The following is a 26,554-nucleotide window of genomic DNA, read 5'->3' on the forward strand; positions in this document are numbered from 1 at the left end:
CCACCCCGTCCAGGCCCCGCACCCGCCGGGCTTTTTCATATCTGAATCTGGAGAAAACCTACATGAGTGGATTCTTCCACGGCGTCACCGTGACCAACGTCGACACCGGCGCCCGCAGCATCGCGCTGCCGTCGTCCTCGATCATCGGCCTGGTCGACACTTTCACCGAAGGCCCGGGCATCACCGCCAAGGCCAATGACCTGGTGCTGATCACCAGCGAGCGCGAAGCGGTCGCGGCGTTCGGCCAGGACGCGGCGATCACCAAGGCCTGCCGCGCCATCTACAGCCGTGCCAAGGCGGTTATCGTCGCCTGCGGCGTGGCCAAGCTCGAAGACACCGCCGAGCAAACCTCGGCGATCATCGGCAACGTGCTGGCCGACGGCAAGCGCACCGGCCTGCAGGCGCTGCTCGACGGCAAGAGCCGTTTCAACGCCCAGCCGCGCCTGCTGGTCACCCCCAAGCACAGCGCCACCCAGGCCGTCGGTACCGCGCTGGTGGCCCTGGCCGACAAACTGCGCGCCATCGCCATCATCGACGGCCCCAACACCACCGACGAAGCGGCCATCGCCTACGCCAAGAATTTCGGCGCCAAGCGTGCCTTTCTGGTCGATCCGGGCGTGCGCTACTGGGACAACGCCGCAGAGGCTACCGTCGACGCGCCGGGTTCGGCCTGGGTCGCCGGCCTGTTTGCCTATACCGATCGCGAGTACGGCTTCTGGGCCTCGCCTTCGAACAAGGAGTTCGTCGGCATCACCGGCACCACCCGCGCCGTGGAGTTCCTTGATGGCGACGACACCTGCCGCGCCAACCTGCTGAACAACGCCAACATCGCCACCATCATCCGCGACGACGGCTTCCGCCTGTGGGGCAACCGCACCCTGTCGAGCGACCCGAAATGGGCCTTCGTCACCCGCGTGCGGACCATGGACATCGTCATGGACGCGATCCTCTACGGCCACAAGTGGGCTGTCGACCGCTCCATCACCGCCACCTACGTCAAGGACGTCACCGAGGGCCTGCAGGCCTTCATGCGCGATCTGAAGAACCAAGGCGCGATCATCAACTTCGAGGTCTTCGCCGATCCGGAGCTGAACACCGCCAGCCAGCTGGAGCAGGGCAAGGTGTACTGGAACATCCGCTTCACCGATGTGCCGCCTGCCGAAAACCCAAATTTCCGCGTCGAAGTCACCAACCAGTGGCTGACCGAAGTCCTCGATTCTGTCGCTTAAGGAGCGCACCTACATGGCAATGATTCCCGAAACACTGGCCAACCTGAACCTGTTCGTCGATGGCGTCAGCTTCCAGGGCGACGTGCCCAGCCTGACCCTGCCCAAGCTCACCCTGAAGATGGAAGAGCACCGCCCCGGCGGCATGGACATGCCGGTCGAGATGGACCAGGGCATGGAAAAGCAGGAAGCCGCCTTCACCACCACCGGCGTGCGTCGCGAGTCGCTGAAGTTCTTCGGCCTGGCCGACGGCACCGCCTTCAACGGCACCTTCCGCGGCGCCTTCAAGGGCCTCAAGGGCAAGATCAACCCGGTCATCGTCACTCTGCGCGGTTCGCTGAAAGAGATCGACATGGGCGACTGGAAGTCCGGCGACAAGGCCGAGATCAAGCACAGCGTCGCCGTCACCTACTACAAGCTCGAAGTCGATGGCCGCCTGGTCTACGAAATCGACGCCCTGGGCATGAAGCGGGTAATCGACGGTGTCGACCAGCTGGCCGCCCAGCGCGCCGCCCTGGGTCTTTAAGGAGAACGTTCGATGGCTCAAGCGAAGAAACTGCCGCAATGGCTGACCGTCAACGCCGAGCGCGTGACCGTGCGTCTGTCGCGTCCCTGCGAAGCCAATGGCGTGCAGGTCGACAGTCTGTCGCTGCGCGCACCGACCGTGCGTGACATCCGCAACGCACAGGCTGGTGGCGCAATTGACGACGAGCAGCGCGAACTGAACCTGTTCGCTTCGCTCGCCGAAGTCGGCATCAAGGACCTCGAAGGCTTGGCCCTGAAGGACTACAGCCGCCTGCAGAGCGGCTATTTTCGCCTGGTGCAGGACGACGAGGTTTGACCCTGCCCGGCAGAAGGCCGCCGCCAGGCGGCTGGCCAAGGAGCTGAATTTTTCCGCCAGCGAAATCATGACCATGTCGTTCAGCGACATGGTCTGGTGGTTGGCGGAGTGACAAGGAGGAAGCCATGGCGAACACACAGGTGTTCACCCTCGGCGTCACCAGCGACCAGGCATTGGGCAGGTCCGTCGACAGCTTGCGTGCCCAGGTCGAGCACCTGCGCAAGCAAACGGACGGTACCCGGCTCGGGCGGTTGATCGGTGAGGTCATCCGCCTGGGGCTCGAGCTGGACAAGGTGGGCCAGGCTGAAAGGCAGCTGGATAACGACCAGGCAGGAGCCCATGAGGCGCAGATCGAGCGATTGCGCCATGAGGGGAATGAGGTCGAGCGCTTGCGCAGGCTGTATCTGTCACTTGGACGCAAACCGTTGGAACTGCGTTCGGTGGTGGTGGCCTCGAGTGCGGCCGTCGCCAAGGAATCAGCAGTTCCGACGTTGGCGCAGCGCAAGGCGGCCTTGCTGGAGGGGACGAGCACCGCGCCACGGCCGGCCCGGGGTGATCCGCCCGAGGCGCGCAGTGCGGAGCAGGGGCGTGTGCCTCTGGAGTCGGCGAATGCGGGTTTGACGGTGCTCAAGGCTGGAGCGGTAGGTGCCGGTACTGTCGGTGTCGCCGCTGGCGCTGCCTGGGGAGCACGTTCGTACTATCAAAGCCGAACGCCGGAAAGACGCAGCGAGATCACCAAGGGCCTGAAGGAGAACGGTGGCAAGGCGGCGGCCAAGGGCGTCACCAAGCTTGGCTTGGCCATGCTCAAGGATAAGGGCGAGGACAAGGCCGAGGCCGTAGGTGCAGCCCTTGGAGGCGTACTCGGCAATCTGGGCGCGGAGCTCCTGGGCGGCCTGACCAAAAACAAGCAGATCCAGAAGTACGGCGGTGAGATCGGCGAGATGATCGGCGAAGGTCTCGGCGGCCTGGCTGGCAAGGCGCTCCATGGCTTGTTCTCCGACAAGCCCGCCGCCAACGATGCTCCTGCCGATAAGGCCAAGATTCCTGCCGCTGTCACGCGCATGCCTAAAGCCAGTGACGATGTCGAGGAGCCGGAGGAAGAGGAGGAGGAAGAAGAGGTCGACGAAGCCGAGGACGAGGCGGCCTACTTCGAGGCTCAGGAAGCTGTCCCGGACAGCCCGCCAGCCACTGCACCACCAGCCAGCGCGGTTGGGCCCGCCGGTACTGCGTTCACTGGCCTGATGGGCAGGGCAGGGGCCGGCAATGCCAGCGCCTCGGCGGCAAGGCGAGTGTTCAGGCGCATCCCTGGCGCCGCCTTGCTCGACACCGGCCTGCAACTTGCCGAGACCTACAACAGCGATGCCTCGCCCGAGCAGAAACTCGAGGGTTATGGCACCGCCGCTGGTGGCCTGGGAGGCGGTTTGGCCGGTGCTGCGGCCGGTGCTGCCATCGGCTCGGTGGTACCGGTGATTGGCACCGCGATCGGTGGCCTGATCGGTGGCGTGCTGGGCAGCATGGGAGGTGAAAGCATTGGCGGCTGGCTGGGCAAGGCGCTGGGTTCGGGCAAGGAAGAGCCTGCCGCCAAGCCGAGCCTGGGGGAGGCAGTACGGGCAATGGATAGCCCTGCAGCACAGCCGCCGCTACCCGCGCCGCCGGTAGCGACGGCAACGCCAGCGGTCCCACCCGCGCCAATCAACCAGCAGTTCACCTTCACCGCCAACATGCCGGTCACCTTCAGCAACAGCCTCGATGACCCTTCCGTATTGCAACAGCTGGAGGCCATCGCCCGTCGTCAGCTGGAAGAGTTGATGCGCCAGGCTCGTTCGGCGCAGTTGGCCGACACCCCACATATCGCACTTTAAGGAGGATCCATGACCTATCTGGAGCAGCTGCAAGCCACGCTGCACGCCCTGGTCAAGGCGGGAGAGGCAGGGCGTCGGCGTGCCGACGCCATGCTCGATCCGATGAACGACGCGATCGGCCATATACAGGGCGCTGTGGGAGAACTGGAAGGTTTGCCGGTGGTTGGTCCGATCATCGGCGCCAAGTTGCAACGCACGATGCGTGCAATCAGCAATGCCCAGGCCAGGGTCGCCAAGGTGGTGGCCAAGTACGACCAGGCGGTGGCGGTGGTACGTCAGGTGCGTGATCGCATCGACGGTTTTGCCGCCCATGCCGCCAAGGCCGGGGCAGCGATCCGCCGGGTGGTGGGGGAGGTGCGTTCGACCGTGAACGGCGTGCTGTCGACGCTGGGCTTCGCGCCCGAGGCGACGCCAGCCGCCGAAGCGGTCAAGCCATTCCCCCACCTGCTGGTGATGCAACCACTCAAGGCCGGTTCAGCGCCGTACTACTTCAACCTCGATACCGCCGCCTTCGACCAGTTGCGCCGGCAGACCCGCTTCCGCTGGGCCGGCCAGGAGCGGCTAAGCCGCGACACCGCGCAGCAGGCTGTGAGCCTGGGTGAAGAGACCATCAGCATTCGCGGGGCGATCTTCCCGGGTTTCAAGGGTGGCCTCGGCCAGTTGCAGACGCTGCGCAGCATTGGCCGCCAGTTGCTGCCGCTGTCGTTGACCACTGGCTACGGCGAGGTGCTCGGCACTTGGTGCCTGACCAGCATCGAGGAAGAGCAGAGCGTCCTGCTGGCCGGCGGCATTCCGCGCAAACAAGGGTTTTCACTGGAGTTCGTGAGCTATGGCCAAGACCTGCACAACGTCTGAGGGCGACCTGCTCGACACCCTCTGCCAGCACTATTACGGCCACCTGACCGGCACGGTCGAGGCCGTGCTGGATGCCAACCAGGGGCTGGCGGACGAGGCGCAGCCGTTTCGAGCCGGGGTGAGGATCCTGTTGCCGGAACTGCCGATGACGACCAGCGAAACCTTGCAACTGTGGGACTGACATCGGAGCCTCAATCGTGCAACCCCAATTCCGTATCACCGCCGACGGCAACGACATCACCAACCTGATCAACGACCGTCTGCTGCTGCTGCGCACCACTGATAAACCTGGCCTCGAGTCGGACGAATTCGAACTGCGCATCGATGCCCGTGACGGCAACGTAGCGCTGCCGGCCAGGGGCGCGTTGCTGGAGGTGCACCTGGGCTACGCCGGCCAGCCTTTGAGCCGCCTGGGCCGCTACACCGTCGATGAGGTCGAGCTGTCGGGCCCGCCAGACACCTTAGTGATCCGCGGCAAGGCCAGTGACCTGCGCGGCAGCGGCAAGACCATCCGCAGCGGCAGCTGGGAGAACACGACGCTGCAGCGCATCGTCGCCGAGATCGGCGCCCGCAACGGATGGCAGGCGGTGTGCCCGGTGGCCGTGCAGGTGCCGCGGGTAGACCAGTACAGCGAGTCGGACTTCAACTTCGTCACCCGCCTGGCGCGCCAGCACGACTGCACCGCCAAGCTCGCCAATGGGCAATTGCTGGTGCTGCCGCGCCAGGGTGGACACAGCGCCAGCGGCAAGCCTCTGGACGTGGTGGGCATTACACGCACCCAGGTCAGCCAGTGGCAGTTCCGCCTGGCCGACAAGAGCACCCACAAGGCCGTCAGGACCCGCCACCAGGACAGCGCCAGCGGGCGCCTGCAGGCGGTGGAACTGGTCAATGGCGATGCCCCGGACGGCCTGCAGCCGGTCTACACCGACCGTCACCTGTACCCCAACCGTGCGGCGGCGGAACAGGCCGCCCGTGCCCGCCTGGCCAGCTTCAACCGCGAAACCGCCAGCGTGCGCCTGGACATGCCTGGGCGTACCGATCTGTTCGCCGAACGCGCCATCGATGTCCAGGGTTTCCTTGCCGGGCTCGATGGCCTTTATCTGATCGAGTCGGTTGAGCAGGTGTTCACCAGCAGCGGCTGGCGTACCACCGTGCAATGCAATGGCGGTCGCCAGGGCAAGGCCAGGGCCAAGGGCTCCGCGCCCAGGCGGGCGGGGACGCTCAAGGCCTGAGGCAGGGTGGAGATGGTTTCCCGGTGCCTGCGGGCAAACGCGCTTCCTATAGTCGCCTGTTGGTACTCAATCCGCTTCAGGATCATCGTCATATGTTCATCGACCTTCGTTGTGGCCAGTGCCACAAGCTGCTGGCCCGCGTCACCCCGGTTTCCGAGCTCCAGATCAAATGCGGCCGATGCCGTACCTTGAATCATGTGAAAGCCACGCGCTTCGAGCCATCGCCCATGAGCGAGCCACTGGCGGCACTGGCCGCCGTTCGATCCGATCGCAATGGAGAATGCGCCGATGTCGCTCACTGAACAGCAACTCAAGCAGATCTACCCACTCGCCGGCCAACGCGTCGCCGCGTTTTTGCCGGCGCTGAACACGGCCATGGCCAACTGGGAGATCGACCACCCCAAGCGCGTTGCCGCGTTCCTGGCCCAGGTCGGCCATGAGTCCGGCCAATTGCGCTATGTGAAGGAGCTGGGCAACGACAAGTACCTGGCCCGCTACGACACCGGCACCCTGGCCCTGCGCCTGGGCAACACGCCCGAAGCCGACGGCGACGGCCAGCGCTATTGCGGCCGTGGCTTGATCCAGGTGACCGGGCGCAACAACTACCAGGCCTGCAGCCGTGCGCTGTTTGGCGACGAGCGCCTGCTGGCGCAACCGCAGATGCTCGAGCAGCCGCGCTGGGCCTGCGAATCGGCGGCCTGGTTCTGGCACTCGCGTGGGCTCAACGCCCTGGCCGACCAGGGCGAGTTCAACCGCATCACCCGGCATATCAACGGTGGCCTGAACGGCTTGTCCGAACGCCTCGAACTGTGGGCGCGGGCGCGGGAGGTGCTGTGCTGAGCCGCCTGCAACTGGCGGTGTGCATTGGGTTGATGGTGTTGTCCGCTGCCGTGGCCTGGCAGGCGCAGGGCTGGCGCCTTGGTCGCCAGCTGGCCGCACAGGAACAAGCGCTGGTGCAGCAGCGCCTGGACCAGGCCGAGGCGCTGCACGGCATGCTGCTGGCCGAGCGCGAGCAGCGCCAGGGCCTCGAACAACGCCTGCACGACAGCGAAACCAAACATTTCCAGGAGTTGACCGATGCCCAGCACACTCAGGCTCGCTTGCGTGACCGCCTTGCTACTGCCGATCTGCGCCTGTCGGTCCTGGTCGAGCGCGACACCGCCTGTGCCCCAGTGCCTGCCGCCACCGGCGCCGCCAGCGTGGATCATGGCTCCGTACGCGCCCGACTTGACCCGGCGCATGCTCGACGAATTATCGCTATTACCGACGACGGCGACCGCGGACTGATCGCCTTGCGGGCGTGCCAGGCCTATATCCGTGCCCTGGCCCCCTGAGCGCTTGCCAGAAGGGGCGGGAGTGGTAGGGTAGGGCGCAGTCTTGCCAGGAGCCCATCATGGACCCGATCACTGTTCTCTCCACCCGCCTGGGCGAACACCTGCGGCGCTTCAATGCCCAGGTGACCACTGCCGAGTCGTGCACCGGCGGCGGCATCGCCGAGGCTATCACCCGCATCCCCGGCAGTTCGGCCTGGTTCGAGGCCGGCTACGTCACCTACTCGAATGCCCAGAAAACCCGCCAGCTTGGTGTACCCGGGGTGTTGTTCGCCGAGGTGGGCGCGGTCAGCCAGGAGGTGGTCGAGGCCATGGTGCGCGGCGCCCAGGCCGCCAGCGGCGCGCGCTTTGCGGTCGCGGTCAGCGGCGTGGCCGGCCCCGACGGCGGTTCAGCCGCCAAGCCGGTGGGCACGGTGTGGCTGGCCTGGGCCGACGGCGACCACGTGAGCAGCGAGCGCCGACACTTCGACGGTGACCGCGAAGCGGTGCGCCGACAGACGGTGATCGCCGCGTTAGACGGCTTGTTACAGCTTGGTGCGGAGTAATTCGCCCGACGGGGGTTTGCGGAAACGAATCCCTGTGGAATAATACTGGCTACTTATACAGTTATTCCGGCCGTCAGGGCCACGTCGAACACGTGAGGATTTCAATGGACGACAACAAGAAGCGCGCCTTGGCTGCGGCCCTGGGTCAGATCGAACGCCAATTCGGCAAAGGCGCGGTCATGCGCATGGGCGACCACGAGCGCCAGGCGATCCCCGCCATCTCCACCGGTTCGCTGGGCCTGGACATCGCCCTGGGCATTGGCGGCCTGCCGAAAGGCCGTATCGTCGAGATCTACGGTCCGGAGTCTTCGGGTAAAACCACGCTGACCCTGTCGGTCATCGCCGAAGCCCAGAAGAACGGCGCCACCTGCGCCTTCGTCGACGCTGAGCACGCCCTCGACCCTGAATACGCTGGCAAGCTGGGCGTCAACGTCGACGACCTGCTGGTCTCGCAGCCAGACACCGGCGAGCAGGCCCTGGAAATCACCGACATGCTGGTGCGCTCCAACGCCGTCGACGTGATCATCGTCGACTCCGTGGCCGCGCTGGTGCCCAAGGCCGAGATCGAAGGCGAGATGGGCGACATGCACGTCGGCCTGCAGGCCCGTCTGATGTCCCAGGCGCTGCGCAAGATCACCGGTAACATCAAGAACGCCAACTGCCTGGTCATCTTCATCAACCAGATCCGCATGAAGATCGGCGTGATGTTCGGTAGCCCGGAAACCACCACCGGCGGTAACGCCTTGAAGTTCTACGCCTCCGTGCGCCTGGACATTCGCCGTACCGGCGCGGTCAAGGAAGGTGACGAGGTGGTCGGTAGCGAAACTCGCGTCAAGATCGTCAAGAACAAGGTCTCGCCGCCGTTCCGCCAGGCCGAGTTCCAGATCCTCTACGGCAAGGGCATCTACCGCAACGGCGAAATCATCGACCTGGGTGTTTCCCAGGGCCTGGTTGAAAAATCCGGTGCCTGGTACAGCTACCAGGGCAACAAGATCGGTCAGGGCAAGGCCAACGCCGCCAAGTACCTGCAAGAGAACCCGGCCATTGGTAGCGAGATCGAGAAGCAGATTCGCGACAAGCTGCTGACCGCCGGTGCCGCCGCCGCTGCAGCAGCGGCCGCCAAGGCCGGTGCCGCCGAAGCAGATGCCGATGATCTGGCTGACGCCGACGCCGGTTATTGATCTGCCTCCATGTCCGTCGTACTCGACACCCCCGTCGCCGTTCGGCGGACAGCCATGGACCTGCTCGCACGCCGCGAGCATGGTCGTGTGGAGCTGACCCGCAAGCTGCGTCAACGCGGTGCTACCGATGAGTTGATCGAGCCCGCGCTTGATCGGCTTGCCGAGGAGGGGCTGCTCAGCGAGGCCCGCTATCTTGAAAGCTTCATACGCTATCGTTCCGGCTCAGGCTATGGCCCTGGGCGTATCCGTGAGGAGCTTGGCCAGCGAGGTCTGGACCGAGGCGATATCGACCAGGCACTGCGTGACAGCGAAGTGGACTGGGCGGTGCGGTTGAAGGAGGTATGGCAGCGCAAGTTCTCTGGGCAACTCCCCCATGACCCGCGCAGCCGCGCACAGCAAACGCGCTTTCTCGCCTACCGTGGGTTTTCCATGGAAATGATCGGTCGGCTGCTCAGCGGGCGCGATCTTGACGATTATTGAAGCGTGACCAGCATTGATGGCCCACATGGCTGACCCCGACCGGGGCCAGCCATGTGGGCCATTTTGCGTTCAGTTCACCCGCAGGGCTTCCCGGGCTCGTTGGGTGGTGTGCATTGGCTGGGGTTTGGCCCAGTTCTCCGACAGGTTGATGAAGTCCACCAGTTCGCGCAGGCGACCCTGGTCACGGCCGTTGAAGGCAAAGGTCAGGCGTGTCAGGTGGCTGAAGTTGCCTTCTTCGTGCTCCGCGCCACTGTCAGGCTGCTGGTGATACCTGCCGCTCAGGCGCAGGTCGGCAAAACCTTCCTCCACGTCATGCAGCGCGGCCTCGCTCAAGGGGTGGTGCATGCGGATGACGAACTGGTTCTTCAGCCATCGGCTGGAGTGGTAGTTGCTGTAGAACTGGTTGATTTCCTCCACCGCCTCGTCGGCACTGTGCACCAGGCGCACCAGCTTGAGGTCGCTGGGCAGGATGTAGCGGTTTTCTTCCAGTTGACGGCTGATGAAGGCCAGGGCGTCCTGCCAGAAACTACCGCCGGGCGAGTCGAGCAGCACCACCGGAACCAGCGGGCTCTTGCCGGTCTGGATCAGGGTGAGTACTTCCAGCGCCTCATCAAGGGTGCCGAAGCCTCCCGGGCAGAGCACCAGCGCATCGGCCTCCTTGACGAAGAACAGCTTGCGAATGAAGAAGAAATGGAACGGCAGCAGCTTGTCGGTGCCATTGACGGTGGCATTGGCATGTTGCTCGAAGGGCAAGGTGATGTTGAAACCCAGGCTGTGATCGCTGCCGGCGCCTTCGTGGGCGGCAGCCATGATGCCGCCTCCGGCGCCGGTGATCACCATCAGGTCGGAACGTGCCAGCGTTGCGCCCAGCTCCCGGGCCAGCGCATACATGGGGTGCTCCAACGGCGTTCGTGCCGAACCGAACACGGTAACTTTGCGTCGCCCCTTGTAATGCTCGAGGGTGCGGAACGAATGGTCGAGTTCACGCAGGGCCTGCAGGGTGATCTTGGCGTTCCAGCGGTTGCGGTCGTCGTGGGCCATGCGCAGCACGGTCAGCAGCATGTCGCGGTACAGCGGCAGGTTGGGGCTGTTCGGGGCAACCAGTTGCAGTTGCTCGTCGATCTTGCTCAGGTCGATGCCGTGGTCCCTGAAATGGTTGAACAGCAGCTCGTTCGATTGGTAAGGCATTCAACGTCTCCTTCTGCAGCAAAACCTCTGACCGGGTCGATGGCAGGTCCCGGCCGCGACACTGCGTGTGTCGCTGGCTGCTGTGGCTCGAGTGTGCCCCCCGAGCGTTGCAGTAGGCCTTCAAGGCCATTGTTGCAGTGGCAGTTCCATCGCGTTGTCGTTGTTATGGGTACTCGTTATCAATCTAGACGCTGGGGCGCACTCGTGCCGCCACAGGCGTGCAATACCGCCTGTCAGACTGGATCCGATGATGGCAGCGCTTTGGTTAACTGGAGGCGGAAGAGTGATGCAGCGAGGTGGCGGTATGCACCGGCTGGTGATCGAGGTGGACGGGCAACTGTTGCAGTTGCTCGAGCGCGAGGCGAAGGTTCATCACCTGAGCCTGGAGGGGGAGTGTTTGCGTCGGCTGCAGGGGGGCGAGGGGCACTCGCCTTACCTGCTGGCCCTGTTGGCCGAGTTGCGCGCCGATGATGAGCAGCGGCGCGCCAGAGACAGCGATCAGCGGGCCTGAATCACTTTTTCTTGTTGCCAGCCGCGCAGCTGGCAGCGTCGAATGCCTGGTCCATGACTGGTTGGTTGGTCTTGTACACGGTGAAGCGGTAGACCATCACCGCGCCCTTGGACATCAGCTGACGGTAACCATTGTTACGGCAAACGCTGTCACCCAGCTGGCTGCGCACCTGCGCGGGGTTGGCCTGCATGCCTTGCGCATGCTCCTGGCGCACGCTCAGGTGATTGACCAGCGCCTTGCCTTCGACGGTATAGCCCTGGTCGAGGATGTCTTCGTTGATGGCCCGGGGGGTACCGACGCTGCTTTCCTTGGCGACCTTCTGCAGCATCTGGGTCAGCTCGTATTCCTGCTTGGAGGCAGCCTGGGCGGCCAGGGGCAGGGCGAGCAACAGGCTCAGGGTCGGGACGATAAGACGCAGCATGAATCTCTCCTGGTTCGATGACTGGCGCTTTGACCTGCGCCGGCGGGCGGCGTTCCATGAAACTGCTGGGGTTCCCCGGCCGCCTGAGCCGCTGATTATAAAGGAGCGGCCGTAAGGGCTGCACGGCAAATGACGTACGCTCTGGTAGACTCGCATTTTGTTTTTACCGAGTCGTCGTCGTGCCCCTTCCATCTTCCTGCCAAGGCCTGCAGCCATGAGCCACGCGGTAGCGCGGCTGCGCGCCGAGCGCCTGGCGCGCAGCATCAAACCCTTTGTCGCCCGCGGCTCGCGAGCCGAGCGCTGCCCGGATTGCCGGGTGATCGCCACGCACTGCCTGTGCGCGTGGAAACCGCGAGTGCCGGCAGAGGCCGGCATGTGCCTGCTGATGCATGACACAGAGCCACTGAAGCCGACCAACACGGGTTGGCTGATTGCCGACGTGATCGAGGATACCTCCGCCTTCGGCTGGCTGCGTACCTCGGTGGACGAAGGCCTGCTGGCGTTGCTGGACGATCCGCGCTGGCAGCCTTACATCGTCTTCCCCGGCGAGTTCGTCAAAGAGGACCGTGTGGTCAGCGAGGTGCTGCGCGAACCGGGCAAGCGCCCGCTGTTCATCCTGCTCGACGCCACCTGGACCGAGGCGCGCAAGATGTTCCGCAAGAGCCCTTATCTCGACCGTTTCCCGGTGCTGAGCCTGCAGGCCGAGCAGATGTCGCGCTACCGCCTGCGCCGCTCCAAGCGTGACGACCACTTCTGCACCGCCGAAGTTGCCGCCATGTGTCTGGAGCTGGCCGGCGACAGCCAGGCCTCGCAGGCCCTGGATGCCTACCTGGATGTGTTCAGCCTGCACTACCTCAGTGGCAAGCGACGCTTGGCGCTGGATGAGCAGGACGAGGTCCACCAGCGTTTGCATACCTTCCTATAGTCCAAGGGGCAGGCGCGGCGGATTGGTACATACTGTCGTGGCTGGCAGCCAGGGTAGGCGGGGACGACCGGGCAATTGGCTTGACCACCCGGGGCGTGCTCGGCATCCTTGGCGCCGCTTCGGGCACGACGAAGCTGCTGTTACCCCGGACTTCGCCGTGCCATCCCGGCCGGCGGCCCTGCCGTTCGCGCCATGAGTTACCCGCCAGGCGTCTCCCGTACCCCCTGCGCCTGGTACAGAACAGGATCCCTAGATCGATGGCCACATACGAAATCCTGATTGCCGATGACCACCCACTGTTCCGTAGCGCACTGCGCCAGGCCGTTACCCTCGGCCTGGGCCCGGATGTGCGCCTGGTCGAGGTGGCGAGCATCGCCGAACTGGAAACCAGCCTGACCGAAAAAGCCGACTGGGACCTGGTCCTGCTGGACCTGAACATGCCCGGTGCCTATGGTTTCTCCGGCCTGGTGCTGCTGCGTGGCCAATACCCGCAGATCCCGGTGGTGATGGTCTCGGCCCAGGAAGAGGCGGCCGTCGTGGTCAAGTCTCGCGAATTTGGCGCCAGCGGTTTCATCCCCAAGTCCAGCGAGCTGAGCAAGATCCAGGAAGCCGTGCGCAATGTGCTCGACGGCGATGTCTGGTGGCCGCCGCAGGCGTTCGAGAAGGTTGACGTGTCTGCCGAGGCCAAGGCCGCCAGCGAAGGGCTGGCTAGTCTCACCCCGCAGCAGTTCCGCGTGCTGACCATGGTCTGCGAAGGGTTGCTGAACAAGCAGATCGCCTATGAGCTGAGTGTCTCGGAAGCGACCATCAAGGCTCACGTGACGGCGATCTTCCGCAAGCTTGGCGTTCGCACCCGGACCCAGGCCGCGCTGTTGTTGCAACAACTTGAATCGGTTTCGGCCAGCTAAATCCCTGCGCCTTCACGCTTTTTTGACTGCGGTTGAACTAGCCTGCTGGCCTTTTTTCGGTGAAGTGACTGACACACATGTCGCCATTCAAGGGCCAGACCGGCCTCAAACGTATCTTCAATGCCGCCGGCTACTCGCTGGACGGCCTGCGTGCCGCGTTCAAGGGTGAGGCCGCGTTTCGCCAGCTGGTGCTGGTCAACGTGCTGTTGATCCCCACAGCCTTTTGGCTGCCGGTGAGCCGCGCCGAACGGGCGATCCTTATCGCCGTTTGCCTGCTGGGGCTGATCGTCGAGCTGCTCAATTCGGCGGTGGAGGCGGCGATCGATCGTATCTCCCTCGACCGTCACCCCTTGTCGAAGAACGCCAAGGACATGGGCAGTGCCGCGCAACTGGTGGCCATGAGCATGGTCGCGCTGGTCTGGGGCGTGATTCTGCTCGGCTGACGTTCAGGCGATCGGCGGCAGCACGATCTCGTCGCTGCGCTGCACGCCAGCGGTGAAACTGCGGCACAGCTCGAGGAACTCGCGCATGGCCGAAGTCTGGTACTTCTGCTTGTGCCAGATGAAGTAGAACTGCCGCGACAGGTCCAGTGCCGGAGTTTCCACCGGTACCAGGCTGCCGCGGCGGAAAGCGTCGCGCAGGGCCAGGCGCGAGATGCAGCCGATACCGAGGCCCGACTCCACGGCCCGTTTGATTGCTTCGGTATGTTCCAGCTCCAGGCGGATGTTCAGGTTGGCGCGATGATGACGCATGGCCTGGTCAAAGGTCAGGCGGGTGCCCGAGCCTTGTTCGCGCAGGATCCAGGCTTCATGGGACAGCTGCTCGATATCGGCATGGCCGGCTTTGGCCAGCGGATGCTGCGGCGCGCAGAACACCACCAGTTCATCCTCCACCCAGGGCTGCACCTCCAGATCGGGGTGGTTGCAGTCGCCTTCGATTAGACCCAGGTCAATTTCGTAATGGGCAACCTGTTGCACGATATGCGCAGTGTTCTGCACGTGCAGTTTGACCTGGCTCTCCGGATGCACCTGCATGAAGCTGCCGATCAGCAAGGTGGCCAGGTAGTTGCCGATGGTCAGGGTGGCGCCGACGGCCAGCGAGCCGAACCCCGACTTGCCGTTGAGCAGGTCTTCGATTTCCTTGGCCTGGTCGAGCAGCGCCACGGCCTGGGGCAACAGTTGATGGCCCAGGGCGTTGAGGCTCAGGCGTTTACCGGCACGGTCGAACAGCTGGCAGCTGGACTGGCGCTCCAGTTCGGTGATCGAGGTGCTTGCCGCAGATTGCGACAAGGCCAGTACGCCCGCGGCCCTGGACACACTCTGGTGCTGGGCGACGGCGACAAAGACCTGGAGCTGACGAAGTGTGAATCGCATATCTATATAACCGATAACACATATCTTGATAATTCAGTTAACAGATATTGTCGCTGCCCCTAAACTATCGCGCAACTGCGCGTCTTGCGCGCGCCGCGTTTTCCTTCAGGAGCCCCATCGATGAGCAACATGAACCACGAACGTGTCCTCAGTGTGCACCACTGGAACGACACTCTGTTCAGCTTCAAGTGCACCCGTGATCCGGGCCTGCGCTTCGAGAACGGTCAGTTCGTGATGATCGGCCTGCAGCAGGACAGCGGCCGTCCGCTCATGCGCGCCTACTCCATCGCCTCGCCGAACTGGGAAGAGCACTTGGAGTTCTTCAGCATCAAGGTGCCGGATGGTCCGCTGACCTCCCAGCTGCAGCACCTGAAGGAAGGCGACGAGATCATCATCAGCAAGAAGCCCACCGGCACCCTGGTGCTGGACGACCTGAACCCGGGCAAGCACCTGTACCTGCTGAGCACCGGTACCGGCCTTGCGCCGTTCATGAGCGTCATCCAGGACCCGGAGACCTACGAGCGCTTCGAGAAAGTGATCCTGGTACATGGCGTTCGCTACGTGAACGAAGTAGCCTACCGCGAGTTCATCACCGAGCACCTGCCGCAGAACGAGTTCTTCGGTGAGTCTGTGCGCGACAAACTGATCTACTACCCGACCGTGACCCGCGAGCCTTTCGAAAACCAGGGCCGCCTGACCGACTTGATGCGCAGCGGCAAGCTGTTCAGCGATATCGGCCTGCCACCGATCAACCCGCAGGACGACCGTGCCATGATCTGCGGCAGCCCGAGCATGCTCGATGAAACCAGCGAAGTGCTGGACAGCTTTGGCCTGAAGATCTCTGCGCGTATGCGTGAGCCGGGCGACTACCTGATCGAGCGAGCGTTCGTCGAGAAGTAAGGCCAGCGGCATGAATGAAAAAACGCAGGCTTGGCCTGCGTTTTTTTGTGCTCGGAGAAAAGGTTTGCCGTGTTGGCCCTATCGCGGGGCAAGCGACTTGCCCCGCGATAGGGCCCGCAACCACACCGGATCACTCCGGCGCCACCTCCAGCACCCGGATCACATCCGGTTGCGGATAATGCCAGCGCACCTGCACATCCCAGAACTTCACCCCATAGACCCGCTCGGGCGGCGGCACCTGGTAGGCAGGGCGTGGGTCCTGGGCCAGGCACTGTTCGATCAGCTCGACCAGCGGTTCGCCCAGGCGCAGTGCGTGGGTGCGGGCCTGAGGCAGTGCGCCCTCGCTCCATTGCACGCTGATCGGCTCCGGTGCATCACTGGCCATCAGGTTCGATGCCTCGGCGACGCTGTCCGCATACGGCACATAAGGCTTGATATCCAGCACCGGGGTGCCGTCCAGCAGATCGATCCCTGACAGCAGCAGGCGCCCCGGTTCGACGCCATCCAGGCGTACCACCGACTGGCCGATGCCGTTGGGCCGATGGGTGGCCCGGGTGGCGAACACCCCCATGCTCTTGTTGCCGCCCAGGCGCGGTGGGCGCACCTTCAGGCGTGGCTTGTCTTCCAGTGCCTGGTGGAACAGGAACAGCAACCACACATGGCTGACCTGGTCCAGGCCTTCGACGGCATCGCCCTGGTCAAAGGGCGGCAACAGCTCCAGCACGCCACGGGCAGCCGGCGCCAGCTGGGGTTGGCGCGGGATGGCGAACTTCTCCTTGAAGCAGGAGCGAACGATGCCGACCGGCGAGACGGTATGCTGCATCCTGGCTCAGCCGCGCACGCGAAGGGTCAGGCCCTTGAGGAAGTTGCGCAGCAACTGGTCGCCGCAGGGGCGGTAGTTGTCGTGGCCGACCTTGCGGAACAGCGCGCTCAGCTCTGGTTTGGACACCGGGAAGTCGACGGACTTGAGTACCGCATGCAGGTCGTCCTCCTTCAGCTCGAAGGCCACGCGCAGCTTCTTGAGCACGGTGTTGTTGGTCACCGGCACTTCGATCGGTTGCGGCGGGCGGCTGTCGTCGCGGCCGCGACGGTGAATCACCAGGCCGTCGAGGAAGTGTGCCATGACCTTCTCCGGGCAGCGTACGAAGCCGGGTTCCTCTTCCTTTTTTACATAGGTGGCGATGGCCTCGGCGGAAACCTCGAGGCCCGAGAGCTTGATGATCTCGGCCATTTTCTGGTCGTTGGCCTTGAGCATGTAGCGCAGGCTGCGCAGTACATCGTTGTGGTTCATTGCGGCGAATCCTGTTCTGTTGCCGCGTCAGTCATTGCGCGGCGGTAATGCTAGAAGCGTTCTGTAGCGGCCACGTAGCGCCACTGGCCCAGCGGCAGCTTGCCCATCGACACCCCGCCAAGGCGGATGCGGCGCATCGCCAGCACCTTGAGGCCGGCGGTTTCGCAAAGCTGTTCGATCAAGCCCGGTTGCGGGTTCTTCAGCACGATGCGCAGGTGTTGCTCGTTCTGCCAGCTGGCCTTGGCCTTCGGCAGCTCGACACCCTTGCGCTCCACGCCGCGCGCCAGGCGCTCGAGGGCGCCGGGTTTGGCTTCACCACTGACCTGGACGATGTATTCCTGCTCCATGCGGCGCAGGTCGGCCTCCAGCTTGCGGGTTACCCGCCAGTCCTGGGTGAACAGCTGCAGGCCACTGGCGCCGGGCAGCAGCGGGACGATGCAGGCCTGGCGGGCGAAATGCCCATGCAACGGGCGCACGCCCTCGCGGTGCGCTTCGCTGAGGCTGGCCATGCTGATGCTGGCCAGGGCGCTTGCGCTGTTTTGGCCGGCCTGCTGGTTGAGCAGCAGGGTGACCGGTTCGAGAGAGTCGGCACGAGCGCCCGGGAGCAGCTCGACCTGCTGTTCGGCGACTTTGAACTGGGGTTGTTCGACCACCACGCCATCGACCGTGACCCAGCCACCCTCGATGTACAGTTCGGCCTCGCGGCGGGAGCAGCCAAGCTGTTCGATGAGGCGTTTGGAGAGACGAATGGGTTCGGACATGGACACGGGCATCACGCGGTAGGGAAAGCCGTCATTGTACCTGCCTGGGCGAGGTAGCGGCTGCAAATCGATGTCATTTGCGCCATTTCGGAGCGGGGTAGTGGTTTCCTGAGTTCGCGTACTAGGACGTTGTACGAACAAGCCTCATATGGAGTAGGGGATAGGGCTGCCCTAGGCCGTCGGTTTCCGAACGGCCATAGGTCTCGAAGCCTTCATGCAGGTAGAAACCCAGGGCTTGCGGGTTCTGTTCGTTGACGTCCAGGCGCTCGGCGTTCAATTCGTGCACCGCGTGGCGCAGCAGGCGCCGTCCGATACCCTGGCCACGGTGTTCGGGCGCGACGAAGAGCATGTCGACCCGGCCGTTTGCCACCCCGGCAAAGCCGAGGATGCGCCGCTTGCTGTCCTTGCAGCAGACCAGCATCACGGCATCGAGGTATTTGCGCAGCACGTGCTCGCGCAGCAGCAGAATGTAACCCTCGGGCAGGAAATCGTGGGTGGCGCGAACCGACGCCTCCCATACCCGGACCAGCTCGGGATAATCGCTCAGATGAGGTGTGTGCAGCGTGACGGCGGGCGACATCCTGTGATCCTCCGGGAGGCCATTGAGGAAAACATAGATGCAAAAAAATACCCCGCCAGCGGGCGGGGTATTTTCAGGCGGGTTTCGCTCAGATGGGCTCGGCCCACATGTCGTACTCGTCGGCGTCGACGATGCGGCAGCGGACCTTGTCGCCCGGCTTGAAGCCGTGGTCGCCGTCGATGAACACGCTGCCGTCGATCTCCGGCGCGTCGAAGAAGCTGCGGCCCACCGAGCCCTGTTCCTCGACTTCGTCGATCAATACCTCGATTTCCTTGCCGATGCGCTGTTGCAGGCGCGCGGCGCTGATCGCCTGCTGGTGGGCCATGAAGCGGTCCCAGCGGTCCTGCTTGACGTCGTCCGGCACCTCTTCCAGGCCCAGGTCGTTGGCCGGGGCGCCTTCGACCGGCGAGTACTGGAAGCAGCCGACGCGGTCGAGCTGGGCTTCGGTCAGCCAATCCAGCAGGTATTGGAAATCTTCTTCGGTTTCGCCGGGGAAACCGACGATGAAGGTCGAGCGGATCACCAGCTCAGGGCACTGTTCACGCCAGTTCTTGATGCGCGCCAGGGTGCGGTCTTCGAAGGCCGGGCGCTTCATCGACTTGAGCACCTTGGGGCTGGCGTGCTGGAACGGGATGTCCAGGTACGGCAGGATCTTGCCGGCGGCCATCAGCGGAATCACGTCGTCGACGTTCGGGTACGGGTAGACATAGTGCAGACGCACCCAGGCGCCCAGGCTGCTCAGCGCCTCGCACAGCTCGAGCATGCGGGTCTTGACCGGGCGGCCGTTCCAGAAATCGGTCTTGTACTTGACGTCCACGCCGTAGGCGCTGGTGTCCTGGGAGATCACCAGGATCTCCTTGACGCCGGCCTTGACCAGGCGCTCGGCCTCGCTCAGGACTTCGCCGACCGGGCGGCTGACCAGCTTGCCGCGCATCGACGGAATGATGCAGAAGCTGCAGCTGTGGTTGCAGCCTTCGGAAATCTTCAGGTAGGCGTAGTGGCGCGGGGTCAGCTTGACGCCCTGGGGCGGCACCAGGTCGATCAGCGGGTTGTGGTCCTGGCGCGGTGGCACCACTTCGTGCACGGCATTGACCACCTGCTCGTACTGCTGCGGGCCGGTGACCGACAACACGCTCGGGTGCACGTCACGGATGCTGCCTTCTTCGACACCCATGCAGCCGGTGACGATGACCTTGCCGTTCTCCTTGATGGCTTCGCCGATCACTTCCAGCGACTCGGCCTTGGCGCTGTCGATGAAGCCGCAGGTGTTGACCACCACCACGTCGGCATCCTCGTAGGTAGGCACGACTTCATAGCCTTCCATGCGCAGCTGGGTCAGGATGCGCTCGGAATCGACCAGGGCCTTGGGGCAACCCAGGGAGACGAAGCCGACCTTTGGGGTGGCGGGAGTGGTGGACATGGCTAACCTCGGTATTGAATACAGGTCGCCCGGCCGGTAACGGGGGCGATCCTGGCGGGCGCTTTCGGCGCCTCTGATCAAAAAGTGCGCAATTCTAGCGAGCACAAGGTCGCTTTACCAGCAGAAATACGACGAACGCTGCGCTATGCTTCGCGCCGTTGCGCCGGGGTATCCGGGAGGGCCCGGCGCGGGTAGGCATTCAACCGGTCTAATAGGCCGTCTGCGGGAGTGGTCGATGGTTCAGGCAAGCAGTCATGCCGAAGGCGGGCACGCGGGGAAGCAGGGGGCAGCACGGCCGCTGGGCCTGCTCGTGGCGGCCGTTGGGGTGGTCTATGGCGATATTGGCACCAGCCCGCTGTATACCCTCAAAGAGGTCTTTACCGGTGGTTATGGCGTACAGGTCAACCATGATGGAGTGCTGGGCATCCTGTCGTTGATCCTCTGGTCGCTGCTGTGGGTGGTTTCGTTCAAGTACGTGATGTTCATCCTGCGCGCCGACAACCAGGGCGAGGGCGGCACCATGGCCCTGACCGCGCTGGCGCGGCGGGCCACGGCGCAGTATCCGCGGTTGCGCATGCTGATGGTCGGTTGCGGCCTGATTGGCGCCTCGCTGTTCTACGGCGACAGCATGATCACCCCGGCGGTGTCGGTGCTGTCGGCGGTGGAGGGCATGGGCCTGGCGTTCGAGGGTATCGACCACTGGGTGGTGCCGATTGCACTGGTGGTGCTGGTGGCGCTGTTCCTGGTGCAGAAGCATGGCACCGAGAAGATCGGCAAGGCGTTTGGCCCGATCATGGTTGCCTGGTTCCTCGCGCTGGCGGCGCTCGGTGTCCATGGCATCTTGCAGAGCCCAGAGGTGCTGAAGGCGTTCAACCCGGGCTGGGCCTTGAACTTCTTCATCGTCCACCCCGGCATGGGCGTGGCCATTCTTGGTGCCGTGGTGCTGGCGCTGACCGGTGCCGAGGCCCTGTACGCCGATATGGGCCATTTCGGCCGCAAACCCATTGCCCGTGCCTGGTTCGCCCTGGTGCTGCCGGCGCTTGTGCTCAACTACTTCGGCCAGGGCGCCATGCTGCTGCAGAATCCCGAGGCGGCGCGCAACCCGTTCTACCTCTTGGCGCCGTCCTGGGCTTTGCTGCCGCTGGTGGGGCTGGCCACGATGGCCACGGTGATCGCCTCCCAGGCGGTGATCTCGGGGGCCTTCTCGCTGACTCGCCAGGCCATCCAGCTGGGCTATGTGCCGCGCATGCAGATCCAGCACACCTCCAGCGACGAGCAGGGGCAGATCTATATCGGCGCAGTGAACTGGGCGTTGATGGTCGGCGTGGTGCTGCTGGTGATCGGCTTCGAATCCTCCGGCGCCCTGGCGGCGGCCTACGGCGTGGCAGTGACCGGCACCATGCTGATGACCACCATCCTGGTCTCGGCGGTCATGCTGCTGTTGTGGAAGTGGCCGCCGGTATTGGCTGTGCCCCTGCTGCTGGGCTTCCTGTTCGTAGACGGGCTGTTCTTCGCCGCCAACGTGCCGAAGATCGTGCAGGGCGGTGCTTTCCCGGTGCTGGCGGGTATCGTGCTGTTCGTGTTGATGAGTACCTGGAAGCGTGGCAAGCAGATCCTGGTCGATCGCATCGATGAAGGTGCGTTGCCGCTGCCGCTGTTTATCAGCAGCATCCGCGTGCAGCCGCCGCATCGGGTCGAGGGCACCGCGGTGTTCCTGACCGCGCGCTCCGATGCCGTACCGCACGCGCTGCTGCACAACATGCTGCATAACCAGGTGCTGCACAGCCAGGTGGTGCTGCTGACGGTGGTCAGCGAGGACCGGCCGCGGGTGCCGGAGCATGAGCGCTTCGAGGTGGAAGCCTATGGTGACGGGTTCTTCCGGGTGCTGCTGCACTTCGGCTTCATGGACGAGCCGGACGTACCGGCGGCGCTGAAGCTTTGCCACTTGGACGAACTGGACTTCAGCCCGATGCGCACCACCTACTTCCTGAGTCGGGAGACGGTGATCGCCTCCCGCCTGGAGGGGATGTCGCGCTGGCGCGGGAACCTGTTCGCGTTCCTGCTGAAGAATGCCAACGGCAACCTGCGGTTCTTCAACCTGCCGCTCAATCGGGTGATCGAGTTGGGGACGCAGGTCGAGATCTGAGGGCACAAACATCGCGGGGCAAGCCCGCTCCCACAAGGATCACACAAGCCTTGTGGGAGCGGGCTTGCCCCGCGATGGGCCGCAAAGCGGCCCCTTTCCCTATCATTTCTCAGCGACGTTAGCCTTTCCCTGGCGGGTCTCGATCTCACCGATCAGGCGCTTGGCCAGCGCCGGGTAGTTTTCGTCGAAGTGGTGGCCGCCGGGCAGTTTCATGCGCTCACCCACGGCGGTCTTGTCGGTGCAGCCGCTTTCGTCGGTCTCTTCCACACCATAGATGCACACCACCTTCGCTGCCGGCAACCTGGCCATCTCCGGCCCGGTCGGGGCTTCCTGGCCTTCCTTGCCGAGCCAGCCCTCCACCTCGATCTCGAAACTGCCGCTGCGGGCGAACGCCAGCAGGATCACCGCATCGATGCGCTTCTGGTCGTCTGCGGACAGGCGGTTATAGATAGCCGGCAGCACGTCGGCGCCGAACGAGTAGCCGGTCAGCACGAAGCGCTTGGTGCCCCATTTCTGGCGGTAGTGCTGCATCAGCTCGGAGAGGTCGGCGGCGCTCTGCTCCGGGGTCTTGTGCTGCCAGTAGTAGCGCAGGGTGTCGATGCCGACCACCGGGTAGCCAAGCTTGGCCATCTCGCCGGCCACATCGCGGTCCAGGTCGCGCCAGCCGCCGTCGCCGGAAAGGAACAGGGTGACGGTGTCGGTGGTCTGCCCGGCCGGGACTTCCACCACCGGGATGGCCAGGGCGTTGCCATCGTGGCCGACCAGGGCCTGGGTCAGTTGCGCCTTGAGTACCTGGGGCAGGTGAATGTCGTAGTCGGCGATGCTGGTTTCGGCGTTGGCCTGGTCGCGCACGAAGGCGGCACTGGCGTCATCCGGGTTGTCGTTCCAGGCCACGTTCCAGTGGCCGTGGGCGGCGGACTTGGGCAGGGCGGCCTGGCAGCCGGGCTGCTCGACGGTGAAATCCACCGAGATGGCTCGCGCCCTGTCGTCGCTTTGTGCGGCCAGCCAGCGCCAGGCCTGGGCAGCGCCCGGGCCGATACCGGCAACCAGGGTCGGTTTGTCGGCCAGTCGAGTCAGGGCCTGGTCCATCGCGACCTGCTGCTTGGCGCAGTCGGCCGGTGGCAGGATCACCTGCACCAGTTGCGCCTCGCCGGCCTGGCTCAGGTCGAGCAGTTGCTTGTCGGTCAGGGCTTGGTCCTGTGGCACGCCGATGGCCACTCGGGCCTTGGCATGCACGCCGGGCGTGGCGCGGGTCAGGGCGCTGCCGTCGTCGAGCGTGAGGTGCTCCAGGCGAGCCTCGGGGGCCGGGCGGGTCCACAGCCAGAAGGCCGCACCGCCGGCCAGTACGGCGAGCAACAGGGGAATCAGTACGTACAGCCAATAGCGTCGGATCATCAACGTTTCACCAATCCAGTCAGGCCGCCAGCGATCAGGGCGGCGGTGTCAGCCAGTGCAACCAGCGGGTCGAGCCCGGCCGGCACGGCCATGTAGCGGGGTTCCCAGTCCGGCTGGAACTTGTCCTTGAAGCGCCGCAGGCCCTGGAAGTTGTAGAGCTGTTCACCGCGCTGGAACACCATCGAGCCCAGGCGCTGGGTCAAGGGGGCGCCACGCCGCGGCTGCAAGCCGGAAAGGGGGACCATGCCCAGGCTGAAGCGGCCGTAGTCGTGGCTTTTGTAGTGCAGGATCAGACCGACCATCATGAACTCCATGGTCAGCTTCGGTGCTTCTGGATGCGCGCGCATCAGGTCGAGGCTGGCCAGCTCGTTGCTGTGGGTCTCCAGCAGGTTGGCGAAGGCCACCGGACGGCCCTGGAAGCGGATCAGCGCGATGCGGAAATGCTGCAGGTACTCGGGGCTGAAGCGGCCGAGGGAGAAGCCTTTTTCGCGCACGTTCTTGCCGCTGAGCCAAGCGTCGGAGATCTCCTTGAGTGCCTCCAGCGGGGCGTGACCAGGCTCATGGATCTCCAGGGCCAGGCCGTCGCGGCCGCCGCGGTTCCAGGTGTAGCGCAGGTCCTTCATTTCCTTGCCCTTGGCATCGATATCGAAGCGGCGCAGGTCGACCCGCGCTTCCTCGCCGAGCTTGATCGCGGTCAGGCCGATGTCCATGTAGAACGGCAGGTTCTCCGCACGCACCTGGTAGAACACCGGGCGGGCATGGTGCAGGTCGCACAGGTCGCGGAACTGCCAGATCATTTCGGCGCGTTCCTGGGCCGGGCCGATCGGGTCGTACAGGGCTACCAGGCTGCGGCCGCGACGGGCATACATCAGGAAGGCGTTGTCGTTGGGGTGGAACAGCAGCGCCTTGTCACCGGTCAGGGCCAGCCCGCCATCGGGCTGGTCGGAGGCAAGCAGGATGCGGTTGGCGCGTTGCAGTTCGTCTTCGCTGGGCAGATGGATCACTGGCCGGGCGGTGCGCAGAAGCCAGGTCAGGGCGACGATCACCAGCAGCACGGCGCTGCCCAGCGCGGCGCGCAAGCCCCGCGGCGCATCGGCATCAAGGGTGAACTGCCACCACAGCTTGTGGGTGTAGGGCACGTCCTGGTAGGCGAACAGCAGCAGCCATACCGAGGCGCCGACCACGCAGGCGCTGGCCACCAGGTACACCGGCGAGAACGGCAGCTCCAGCAGGCGGCTGGGACGGTAGAACGAGCGGCGGAACAGGGCGAGCAGGGCAGCGGTGAAGCACATCAGGCTGGCTTCTTCCCAGTCGAAGCCCTTGAGCAACGACAGCACCGCGCCCACCAGCAGCAGCACGGTGGTCAGCAGCCAGGCGGCCGACAGGCGCCGGCGCAGGCCCTGGGCGAGCAGCAGGCAGAGCACGCCGATCAGGCTGGCGCCGAAGTGCGAGGCATCGATCAGGCGGTGTGGGATCAGGAAGCCCATGTGCTCCAGACGGCTGTCGATCTCCGGGGTAGCGCCGGAGAACAGCAGCACCACGCCGGAAAGGAACACCAGGATCGCCAGCACCGGCGCGGCCAGGCCTGAGGCTGCGCGGATCGCTTGCTGGGTGACCATCAGCCGGCGGGCTTCGTTGGCCAGTAGCAGTACGCAAGCGACCAGCAACGGCAGCACCACGTAGATCAGCCGGTATAGCAGCAGGGCGGCCGCCAGTGGCGCCGCGCCCAGCTGGTTGGCGAACGCGGCCAGCAGGATCGCCTCGAACACCCCGACGCCACCCGGCACATGGCTGAGCACTCCGGCGGCGAGGGCAAGCAGGTAGACCAGCACGAACGCGCCAAAGGGCGGGGCTTCGGGCAGCAGCAAATAAAGCACGGTGGCCGCTGCGGCGACATCCAGGGCGGTGATCAGCAGTTGCAACGCAGTCAGGCGCGCGCCTGGCAGGCGCAGGGTGCGGCGCCCGAACTGCACAAGCAGGTTGTCGGCCAGCGGCTGCTCAGGCAGGCGACGGCGGTACAGGCCCATGACCAGGGCTACCGCCGCGACCAGCACGGCGATGGCGATACCGCCCAGCAGCGGTGCAGGCAAGCGCAGCGCCGTTGCCGCTGCTGGCAGGTCGCTCAGGGTGGCCAGTGCCGCCAGCGGCGGCAGTGCGCAGCCCAGCGAAAGGCTGGCGAACACTGTCATGCGCGCGACCTCTGCGGCCCCCAAACCTTGACGGGCATAGAGGCGATAACGCACCGAGCCACCCGACAGCATCGACAGGCCTATCGCGTTGCCAATGGCGAAGGCGCTGAAGCCACCGAGCACCAGGGTTCGGGGCGGCAGTTGCACGGCGGCATAGCGGCTGGCCGACCATTCGTAACCCAGCAGGATCACGAAGCCGGCCAACGTGGCCAGCAGCGCGCCGAGCAGCGACTGGGTCGGTACGCTGAGCATCGCATCATGCAGGGCGTAGATATCCAGTTCGCTCAATAGATGGCGGCAGGCAATCAGGCCCATGGCGAACAGCAGCAATGTCAGCGCCAAACCCAGCGGCTGACGGTACTTGCTCAGGCGTTCCAGCCAGGGCAGGCGCTGCGCCGCCGCCGGCAAGGCCGTGGTCAACGGTGCCTGGGGCTCGGGAGTGGGGGCGGTCATGGAGTGCCTCGTGCGCAGCGCGCGAGGTGAAGGCAAGGTGCGGCCAAGTGAAAGTCCCTTTGGAAAAACGTATCCGAATATTACTCCGCGCCGGCGGCTTAATCTGTTTCAGGATAGTTAAAGATAGTTCATTCAGCCGTCTGCAAGGGCTGGAACCAGGGCTTGGCGAGGAGGAATCGAAAGGGTAGGGGGCTGAATGCAACAAACCCCGCACTGTCTTGCGACAGGCGGGGTTTGTTCTGACGAATATGGTTGCGGGAGCCGGATTTGAACCGACGACCTTCGGGTTATGAGCCCGACGAGCTACCAGGCTGCTCCATCCCGCGCCTGTGGGATCGAATTCTACGGATTTCCCAACCGCTGTCAAGCGTTACTGCTTGATTTTTCGTGGGTTTTTCTTTCGGTGTAAATATAGAGGCAATAAAAAAGGCCACTGCGTGAACAGTGGCCTTTTCTTGAATCTGGTTGCGGGAGCCGGATTTGAACCGACGACCTTCGGGTTATGAGCCCGACGAGCTACCAGGCTGCTCCATCCCGCGC

General features: G+C 64.5%; 29 protein-coding genes and 2 tRNA genes. 19 read left to right on the forward strand and 12 right to left on the reverse strand.

Translation table 11 applies throughout. The annotated features are described in order from the left end of the window. Nucleotides 1-62: 62 nt before the first annotated feature. The 13 genes from AC3WL2_RS01920 to recX all read left to right on the forward strand — a co-directional run bounded on the left by AC3WL2_RS01920 (nt 63) and on the right by recX (nt 9,553). Complete coding sequence (locus tag AC3WL2_RS01920) at nt 63-1,229, forward strand: phage tail sheath subtilisin-like domain-containing protein (protein ID WP_102681654.1); 1,167 nt, start codon at nt 63-65, stop codon at nt 1,227-1,229. A gap of 13 nt (nt 1,230-1,242) precedes the next feature. Continuing rightward, nucleotides 1,243-1,752, forward strand: coding sequence for a phage major tail tube protein (locus AC3WL2_RS01925; protein WP_023628885.1), 510 nt, complete (start codon nt 1,243-1,245; stop codon nt 1,750-1,752). A 12-nt stretch (nt 1,753-1,764) separates the two neighbouring features. Then, entirely contained in the window at nt 1,765-2,067 is a 303-nt protein-coding gene (locus AC3WL2_RS01930; protein ID WP_102681655.1) for a phage tail assembly protein, read from the forward strand. A gap of 125 nt (nt 2,068-2,192) precedes the next feature. Continuing rightward, nucleotides 2,193-3,929 (forward strand): hypothetical protein, encoded by a 1,737-nt coding sequence (locus AC3WL2_RS01935; protein ID WP_102681656.1) that lies wholly within the window; start codon nt 2,193-2,195, stop codon nt 3,927-3,929. 9 nt (nt 3,930-3,938) lie between these two features. Further along, nucleotides 3,939-4,784, forward strand: a complete 846-nt coding sequence (locus tag AC3WL2_RS01940) for a phage tail protein (protein WP_102681657.1) — start codon at nt 3,939-3,941, stop codon at nt 4,782-4,784. Continuing rightward, nucleotides 4,759-4,965: a tail protein X gene (locus AC3WL2_RS01945; RefSeq protein WP_102681658.1), complete on the forward strand. Its 207-nt coding sequence runs from the start codon at nt 4,759-4,761 to the stop codon at nt 4,963-4,965. The genes AC3WL2_RS01940 and AC3WL2_RS01945 overlap by 26 nt, the downstream gene beginning before the upstream one ends. Nucleotides 4,966-4,981: 16 nt before the next feature. Further along, entirely contained in the window at nt 4,982-6,016 is a 1,035-nt protein-coding gene (locus tag AC3WL2_RS01950) for a phage late control D family protein (protein ID WP_102681659.1), read from the forward strand. Between the two features lie 92 nt (nt 6,017-6,108). Beyond that, a complete protein-coding gene (locus AC3WL2_RS01955; protein ID WP_102681660.1) occupies nt 6,109-6,318 on the forward strand; it encodes a Com family DNA-binding transcriptional regulator in 210 nt (69 codons plus the stop codon). Further along, nucleotides 6,305-6,856: a glycoside hydrolase family 19 protein gene (locus AC3WL2_RS01960; RefSeq protein ID WP_102681661.1), complete on the forward strand. Its 552-nt coding sequence runs from the start codon at nt 6,305-6,307 to the stop codon at nt 6,854-6,856. Before AC3WL2_RS01955 ends, AC3WL2_RS01960 begins: the two co-directional genes overlap by 14 nt. A 32-nt stretch (nt 6,857-6,888) precedes the next feature. Continuing rightward, on the forward strand, nt 6,889-7,350 hold the full coding sequence (locus AC3WL2_RS01965; protein ID WP_102681727.1) for a lysis system i-spanin subunit Rz: 462 nt from the start codon (nt 6,889-6,891) through the stop codon (nt 7,348-7,350). Between the two features lie 59 nt (nt 7,351-7,409). After that, complete coding sequence (locus AC3WL2_RS01970; RefSeq protein WP_102681662.1) at nt 7,410-7,892, forward strand: CinA family protein; 483 nt, start codon at nt 7,410-7,412, stop codon at nt 7,890-7,892. A 104-nt stretch (nt 7,893-7,996) separates the two neighbouring features. Further along, nucleotides 7,997-9,073: a recombinase RecA gene (gene recA / locus AC3WL2_RS01975; RefSeq protein WP_028690616.1), complete on the forward strand. Its 1,077-nt coding sequence runs from the start codon at nt 7,997-7,999 to the stop codon at nt 9,071-9,073. Nucleotides 9,074-9,082: 9 nt separating this feature from the next. Continuing rightward, nucleotides 9,083-9,553 carry a recombination regulator RecX gene (gene recX, locus AC3WL2_RS01980; RefSeq protein WP_102681663.1) on the forward strand — a complete coding sequence of 157 codons (471 nt, stop codon included), beginning with the start codon at nt 9,083-9,085 and terminating at the stop codon, nt 9,551-9,553. A gap of 69 nt (nt 9,554-9,622) precedes the next feature. On the opposite strand, the gene AC3WL2_RS01985 is transcribed toward recX, so the two are convergent. Further along, complete coding sequence (locus AC3WL2_RS01985; RefSeq protein WP_094010100.1) at nt 9,623-10,741, reverse strand: LOG family protein; 1,119 nt, start codon at nt 10,739-10,741, stop codon at nt 9,623-9,625. Nucleotides 10,742-11,045: 304 nt separating this feature from the next. Between AC3WL2_RS01985 and AC3WL2_RS01990 the strand changes: the two genes are divergently transcribed. Continuing rightward, entirely contained in the window at nt 11,046-11,252 is a 207-nt protein-coding gene (locus AC3WL2_RS01990) for a hypothetical protein (protein ID WP_102681728.1), read from the forward strand. Nucleotide 11,253: 1 nt separating this feature from the next. Here AC3WL2_RS01990 and AC3WL2_RS01995 read toward each other — a convergent pair whose 3' ends face one another. Further along, the gene (locus AC3WL2_RS01995; protein WP_046856783.1) at nt 11,254-11,673 is read right to left on the reverse strand and encodes a quorum-sensing-regulated virulence factor family protein; all 420 of its coding nucleotides are present in this window, start codon (nt 11,671-11,673) and stop codon (nt 11,254-11,256) included. A gap of 214 nt (nt 11,674-11,887) precedes the next feature. Between AC3WL2_RS01995 and AC3WL2_RS02000 the strand changes: the two genes are divergently transcribed. From AC3WL2_RS02000 to AC3WL2_RS02010, 3 genes are all read left to right on the forward strand, one after another. Then, nucleotides 11,888-12,598 carry a tRNA-uridine aminocarboxypropyltransferase gene (locus AC3WL2_RS02000; RefSeq protein ID WP_102681664.1) on the forward strand — a complete coding sequence of 237 codons (711 nt, stop codon included), beginning with the start codon at nt 11,888-11,890 and terminating at the stop codon, nt 12,596-12,598. A gap of 257 nt (nt 12,599-12,855) precedes the next feature. Next, nucleotides 12,856-13,506, forward strand: a complete 651-nt coding sequence (gene erdR, locus AC3WL2_RS02005) for a response regulator transcription factor ErdR (RefSeq protein ID WP_023631045.1) — start codon at nt 12,856-12,858, stop codon at nt 13,504-13,506. Nucleotides 13,507-13,583: 77 nt separating this feature from the next. Then, on the forward strand, nt 13,584-13,949 hold the full coding sequence (locus AC3WL2_RS02010) for a diacylglycerol kinase (RefSeq protein WP_023631044.1): 366 nt from the start codon (nt 13,584-13,586) through the stop codon (nt 13,947-13,949). A gap of 3 nt (nt 13,950-13,952) precedes the next feature. Here AC3WL2_RS02010 and finR read toward each other — a convergent pair whose 3' ends face one another. Then, entirely contained in the window at nt 13,953-14,879 is a 927-nt protein-coding gene (gene finR / locus AC3WL2_RS02015; RefSeq protein ID WP_023631043.1) for a LysR family transcriptional regulator FinR, read from the reverse strand. A gap of 120 nt (nt 14,880-14,999) precedes the next feature. Here finR and fpr point away from each other — a divergent pair, with 120 nt between their 5' ends. Then, a complete protein-coding gene (gene fpr, locus AC3WL2_RS02020) occupies nt 15,000-15,779 on the forward strand; it encodes a ferredoxin-NADP reductase (protein ID WP_046856781.1) in 780 nt (259 codons plus the stop codon). Nucleotides 15,780-15,909: 130 nt separating this feature from the next. Here the strand turns inward: fpr and tsaA are convergent, their stop codons facing one another. From tsaA to rimO, 5 genes are all read right to left on the reverse strand, one after another. Continuing rightward, nucleotides 15,910-16,602 (reverse strand): tRNA (N6-threonylcarbamoyladenosine(37)-N6)-methyltransferase TrmO, encoded by a 693-nt coding sequence (gene tsaA, locus AC3WL2_RS02025; RefSeq protein ID WP_102681665.1) that lies wholly within the window; start codon nt 16,600-16,602, stop codon nt 15,910-15,912. 6 nt (nt 16,603-16,608) lie between these two features. After that, nucleotides 16,609-17,070 carry a YehS family protein gene (locus AC3WL2_RS02030; RefSeq protein WP_046856779.1) on the reverse strand — a complete coding sequence of 154 codons (462 nt, stop codon included), beginning with the start codon at nt 17,068-17,070 and terminating at the stop codon, nt 16,609-16,611. 50 nt (nt 17,071-17,120) lie between these two features. Beyond that, a complete protein-coding gene (locus AC3WL2_RS02035) occupies nt 17,121-17,831 on the reverse strand; it encodes an rRNA pseudouridine synthase (RefSeq protein ID WP_102681666.1) in 711 nt (236 codons plus the stop codon). 121 nt (nt 17,832-17,952) lie between these two features. Next, on the reverse strand, nt 17,953-18,411 hold the full coding sequence (locus AC3WL2_RS02040; protein WP_102681667.1) for a GNAT family N-acetyltransferase: 459 nt from the start codon (nt 18,409-18,411) through the stop codon (nt 17,953-17,955). A gap of 88 nt (nt 18,412-18,499) precedes the next feature. Next, a complete protein-coding gene (gene rimO, locus AC3WL2_RS02045) occupies nt 18,500-19,831 on the reverse strand; it encodes a 30S ribosomal protein S12 methylthiotransferase RimO (RefSeq protein ID WP_102681668.1) in 1,332 nt (443 codons plus the stop codon). 235 nt (nt 19,832-20,066) lie between these two features. On the opposite strand from rimO, the gene AC3WL2_RS02050 reads away from it, so the two are divergent. Beyond that, nucleotides 20,067-21,977 (forward strand): potassium transporter Kup, encoded by a 1,911-nt coding sequence (locus tag AC3WL2_RS02050; protein WP_102681669.1) that lies wholly within the window; start codon nt 20,067-20,069, stop codon nt 21,975-21,977. Nucleotides 21,978-22,079: 102 nt separating this feature from the next. On the opposite strand, the gene AC3WL2_RS02055 is transcribed toward AC3WL2_RS02050, so the two are convergent. The 4 genes from AC3WL2_RS02055 to AC3WL2_RS02070 form a co-directional block, all read right to left on the reverse strand. Then, on the reverse strand, nt 22,080-23,372 hold the full coding sequence (locus tag AC3WL2_RS02055; RefSeq protein ID WP_102681670.1) for a virulence factor family protein: 1,293 nt from the start codon (nt 23,370-23,372) through the stop codon (nt 22,080-22,082). Next, nucleotides 23,372-26,014, reverse strand: a complete 2,643-nt coding sequence (gene mprF / locus AC3WL2_RS02060; protein ID WP_102681671.1) for a bifunctional lysylphosphatidylglycerol flippase/synthetase MprF — start codon at nt 26,012-26,014, stop codon at nt 23,372-23,374. The genes AC3WL2_RS02055 and mprF overlap by 1 nt, the downstream gene beginning before the upstream one ends. 249 nt (nt 26,015-26,263) lie before the next feature. After that, nucleotides 26,264-26,340 (reverse strand) — tRNA-Met (locus AC3WL2_RS02065). A 136-nt stretch (nt 26,341-26,476) separates the two neighbouring features. After that, nucleotides 26,477-26,553, reverse strand: a tRNA-Met gene (locus AC3WL2_RS02070). Between the last annotated feature and the right edge of the window lies 1 nt (nt 26,554).

The organism is Pseudomonas sp. FW305-96, assembly GCF_058783825.1.

What these genes read in the sequence shown, in the direction of transcription:
- AC3WL2_RS02010 (WP_023631044.1), top strand. Translation starts at nt 13,584, where the DNA reads ATGTCGCCATTCAAGGGCCAGACCGGCCTCAAACGTATCTTCAATGCC.
- recA (WP_028690616.1), top strand. Translation starts at nt 7,997, where the DNA reads ATGGACGACAACAAGAAGCGCGCCTTGGCTGCGGCCCTGGGTCAGATC.
- recX (WP_102681663.1), top strand. Translation starts at nt 9,083, where the DNA reads ATGTCCGTCGTACTCGACACCCCCGTCGCCGTTCGGCGGACAGCCATG.
- AC3WL2_RS01930 (WP_102681655.1), top strand. Translation starts at nt 1,765, where the DNA reads ATGGCTCAAGCGAAGAAACTGCCGCAATGGCTGACCGTCAACGCCGAG.
- fpr (WP_046856781.1), top strand. Translation starts at nt 15,000, where the DNA reads ATGAGCAACATGAACCACGAACGTGTCCTCAGTGTGCACCACTGGAAC.
- rimO (WP_102681668.1), bottom strand. Translation starts at nt 19,831, where the DNA reads ATGTCCACCACTCCCGCCACCCCAAAGGTCGGCTTCGTCTCCCTGGGT.
- AC3WL2_RS02030 (WP_046856779.1), bottom strand. Translation starts at nt 17,070, where the DNA reads ATGAACCACAACGATGTACTGCGCAGCCTGCGCTACATGCTCAAGGCC.
- AC3WL2_RS02000 (WP_102681664.1), top strand. Translation starts at nt 11,888, where the DNA reads ATGAGCCACGCGGTAGCGCGGCTGCGCGCCGAGCGCCTGGCGCGCAGC.
- AC3WL2_RS01965 (WP_102681727.1), top strand. Translation starts at nt 6,889, where the DNA reads ATGGTGTTGTCCGCTGCCGTGGCCTGGCAGGCGCAGGGCTGGCGCCTT.
- erdR (WP_023631045.1), top strand. Translation starts at nt 12,856, where the DNA reads ATGGCCACATACGAAATCCTGATTGCCGATGACCACCCACTGTTCCGT.
- AC3WL2_RS02055 (WP_102681670.1), bottom strand. Translation starts at nt 23,372, where the DNA reads ATGATCCGACGCTATTGGCTGTACGTACTGATTCCCCTGTTGCTCGCC.
- AC3WL2_RS01970 (WP_102681662.1), top strand. Translation starts at nt 7,410, where the DNA reads ATGGACCCGATCACTGTTCTCTCCACCCGCCTGGGCGAACACCTGCGG.
- AC3WL2_RS01945 (WP_102681658.1), top strand. Translation starts at nt 4,759, where the DNA reads ATGGCCAAGACCTGCACAACGTCTGAGGGCGACCTGCTCGACACCCTC.
- AC3WL2_RS02035 (WP_102681666.1), bottom strand. Translation starts at nt 17,831, where the DNA reads ATGTCCGAACCCATTCGTCTCTCCAAACGCCTCATCGAACAGCTTGGC.
- AC3WL2_RS01990 (WP_102681728.1), top strand. Translation starts at nt 11,046, where the DNA reads ATGCACCGGCTGGTGATCGAGGTGGACGGGCAACTGTTGCAGTTGCTC.
- AC3WL2_RS01985 (WP_094010100.1), bottom strand. Translation starts at nt 10,741, where the DNA reads ATGCCTTACCAATCGAACGAGCTGCTGTTCAACCATTTCAGGGACCAC.
- AC3WL2_RS01940 (WP_102681657.1), top strand. Translation starts at nt 3,939, where the DNA reads ATGACCTATCTGGAGCAGCTGCAAGCCACGCTGCACGCCCTGGTCAAG.
- AC3WL2_RS01955 (WP_102681660.1), top strand. Translation starts at nt 6,109, where the DNA reads ATGTTCATCGACCTTCGTTGTGGCCAGTGCCACAAGCTGCTGGCCCGC.
- tsaA (WP_102681665.1), bottom strand. Translation starts at nt 16,602, where the DNA reads ATGCAGCATACCGTCTCGCCGGTCGGCATCGTTCGCTCCTGCTTCAAG.
- AC3WL2_RS01960 (WP_102681661.1), top strand. Translation starts at nt 6,305, where the DNA reads ATGTCGCTCACTGAACAGCAACTCAAGCAGATCTACCCACTCGCCGGC.
- AC3WL2_RS02040 (WP_102681667.1), bottom strand. Translation starts at nt 18,411, where the DNA reads ATGTCGCCCGCCGTCACGCTGCACACACCTCATCTGAGCGATTATCCC.
- AC3WL2_RS02050 (WP_102681669.1), top strand. Translation starts at nt 20,067, where the DNA reads ATGGTTCAGGCAAGCAGTCATGCCGAAGGCGGGCACGCGGGGAAGCAG.
- finR (WP_023631043.1), bottom strand. Translation starts at nt 14,879, where the DNA reads ATGCGATTCACACTTCGTCAGCTCCAGGTCTTTGTCGCCGTCGCCCAG.
- AC3WL2_RS01925 (WP_023628885.1), top strand. Translation starts at nt 1,243, where the DNA reads ATGGCAATGATTCCCGAAACACTGGCCAACCTGAACCTGTTCGTCGAT.
- mprF (WP_102681671.1), bottom strand. Translation starts at nt 26,014, where the DNA reads ATGACCGCCCCCACTCCCGAGCCCCAGGCACCGTTGACCACGGCCTTG.
- AC3WL2_RS01995 (WP_046856783.1), bottom strand. Translation starts at nt 11,673, where the DNA reads ATGCTGCGTCTTATCGTCCCGACCCTGAGCCTGTTGCTCGCCCTGCCC.
- AC3WL2_RS01920 (WP_102681654.1), top strand. Translation starts at nt 63, where the DNA reads ATGAGTGGATTCTTCCACGGCGTCACCGTGACCAACGTCGACACCGGC.
- AC3WL2_RS01935 (WP_102681656.1), top strand. Translation starts at nt 2,193, where the DNA reads ATGGCGAACACACAGGTGTTCACCCTCGGCGTCACCAGCGACCAGGCA.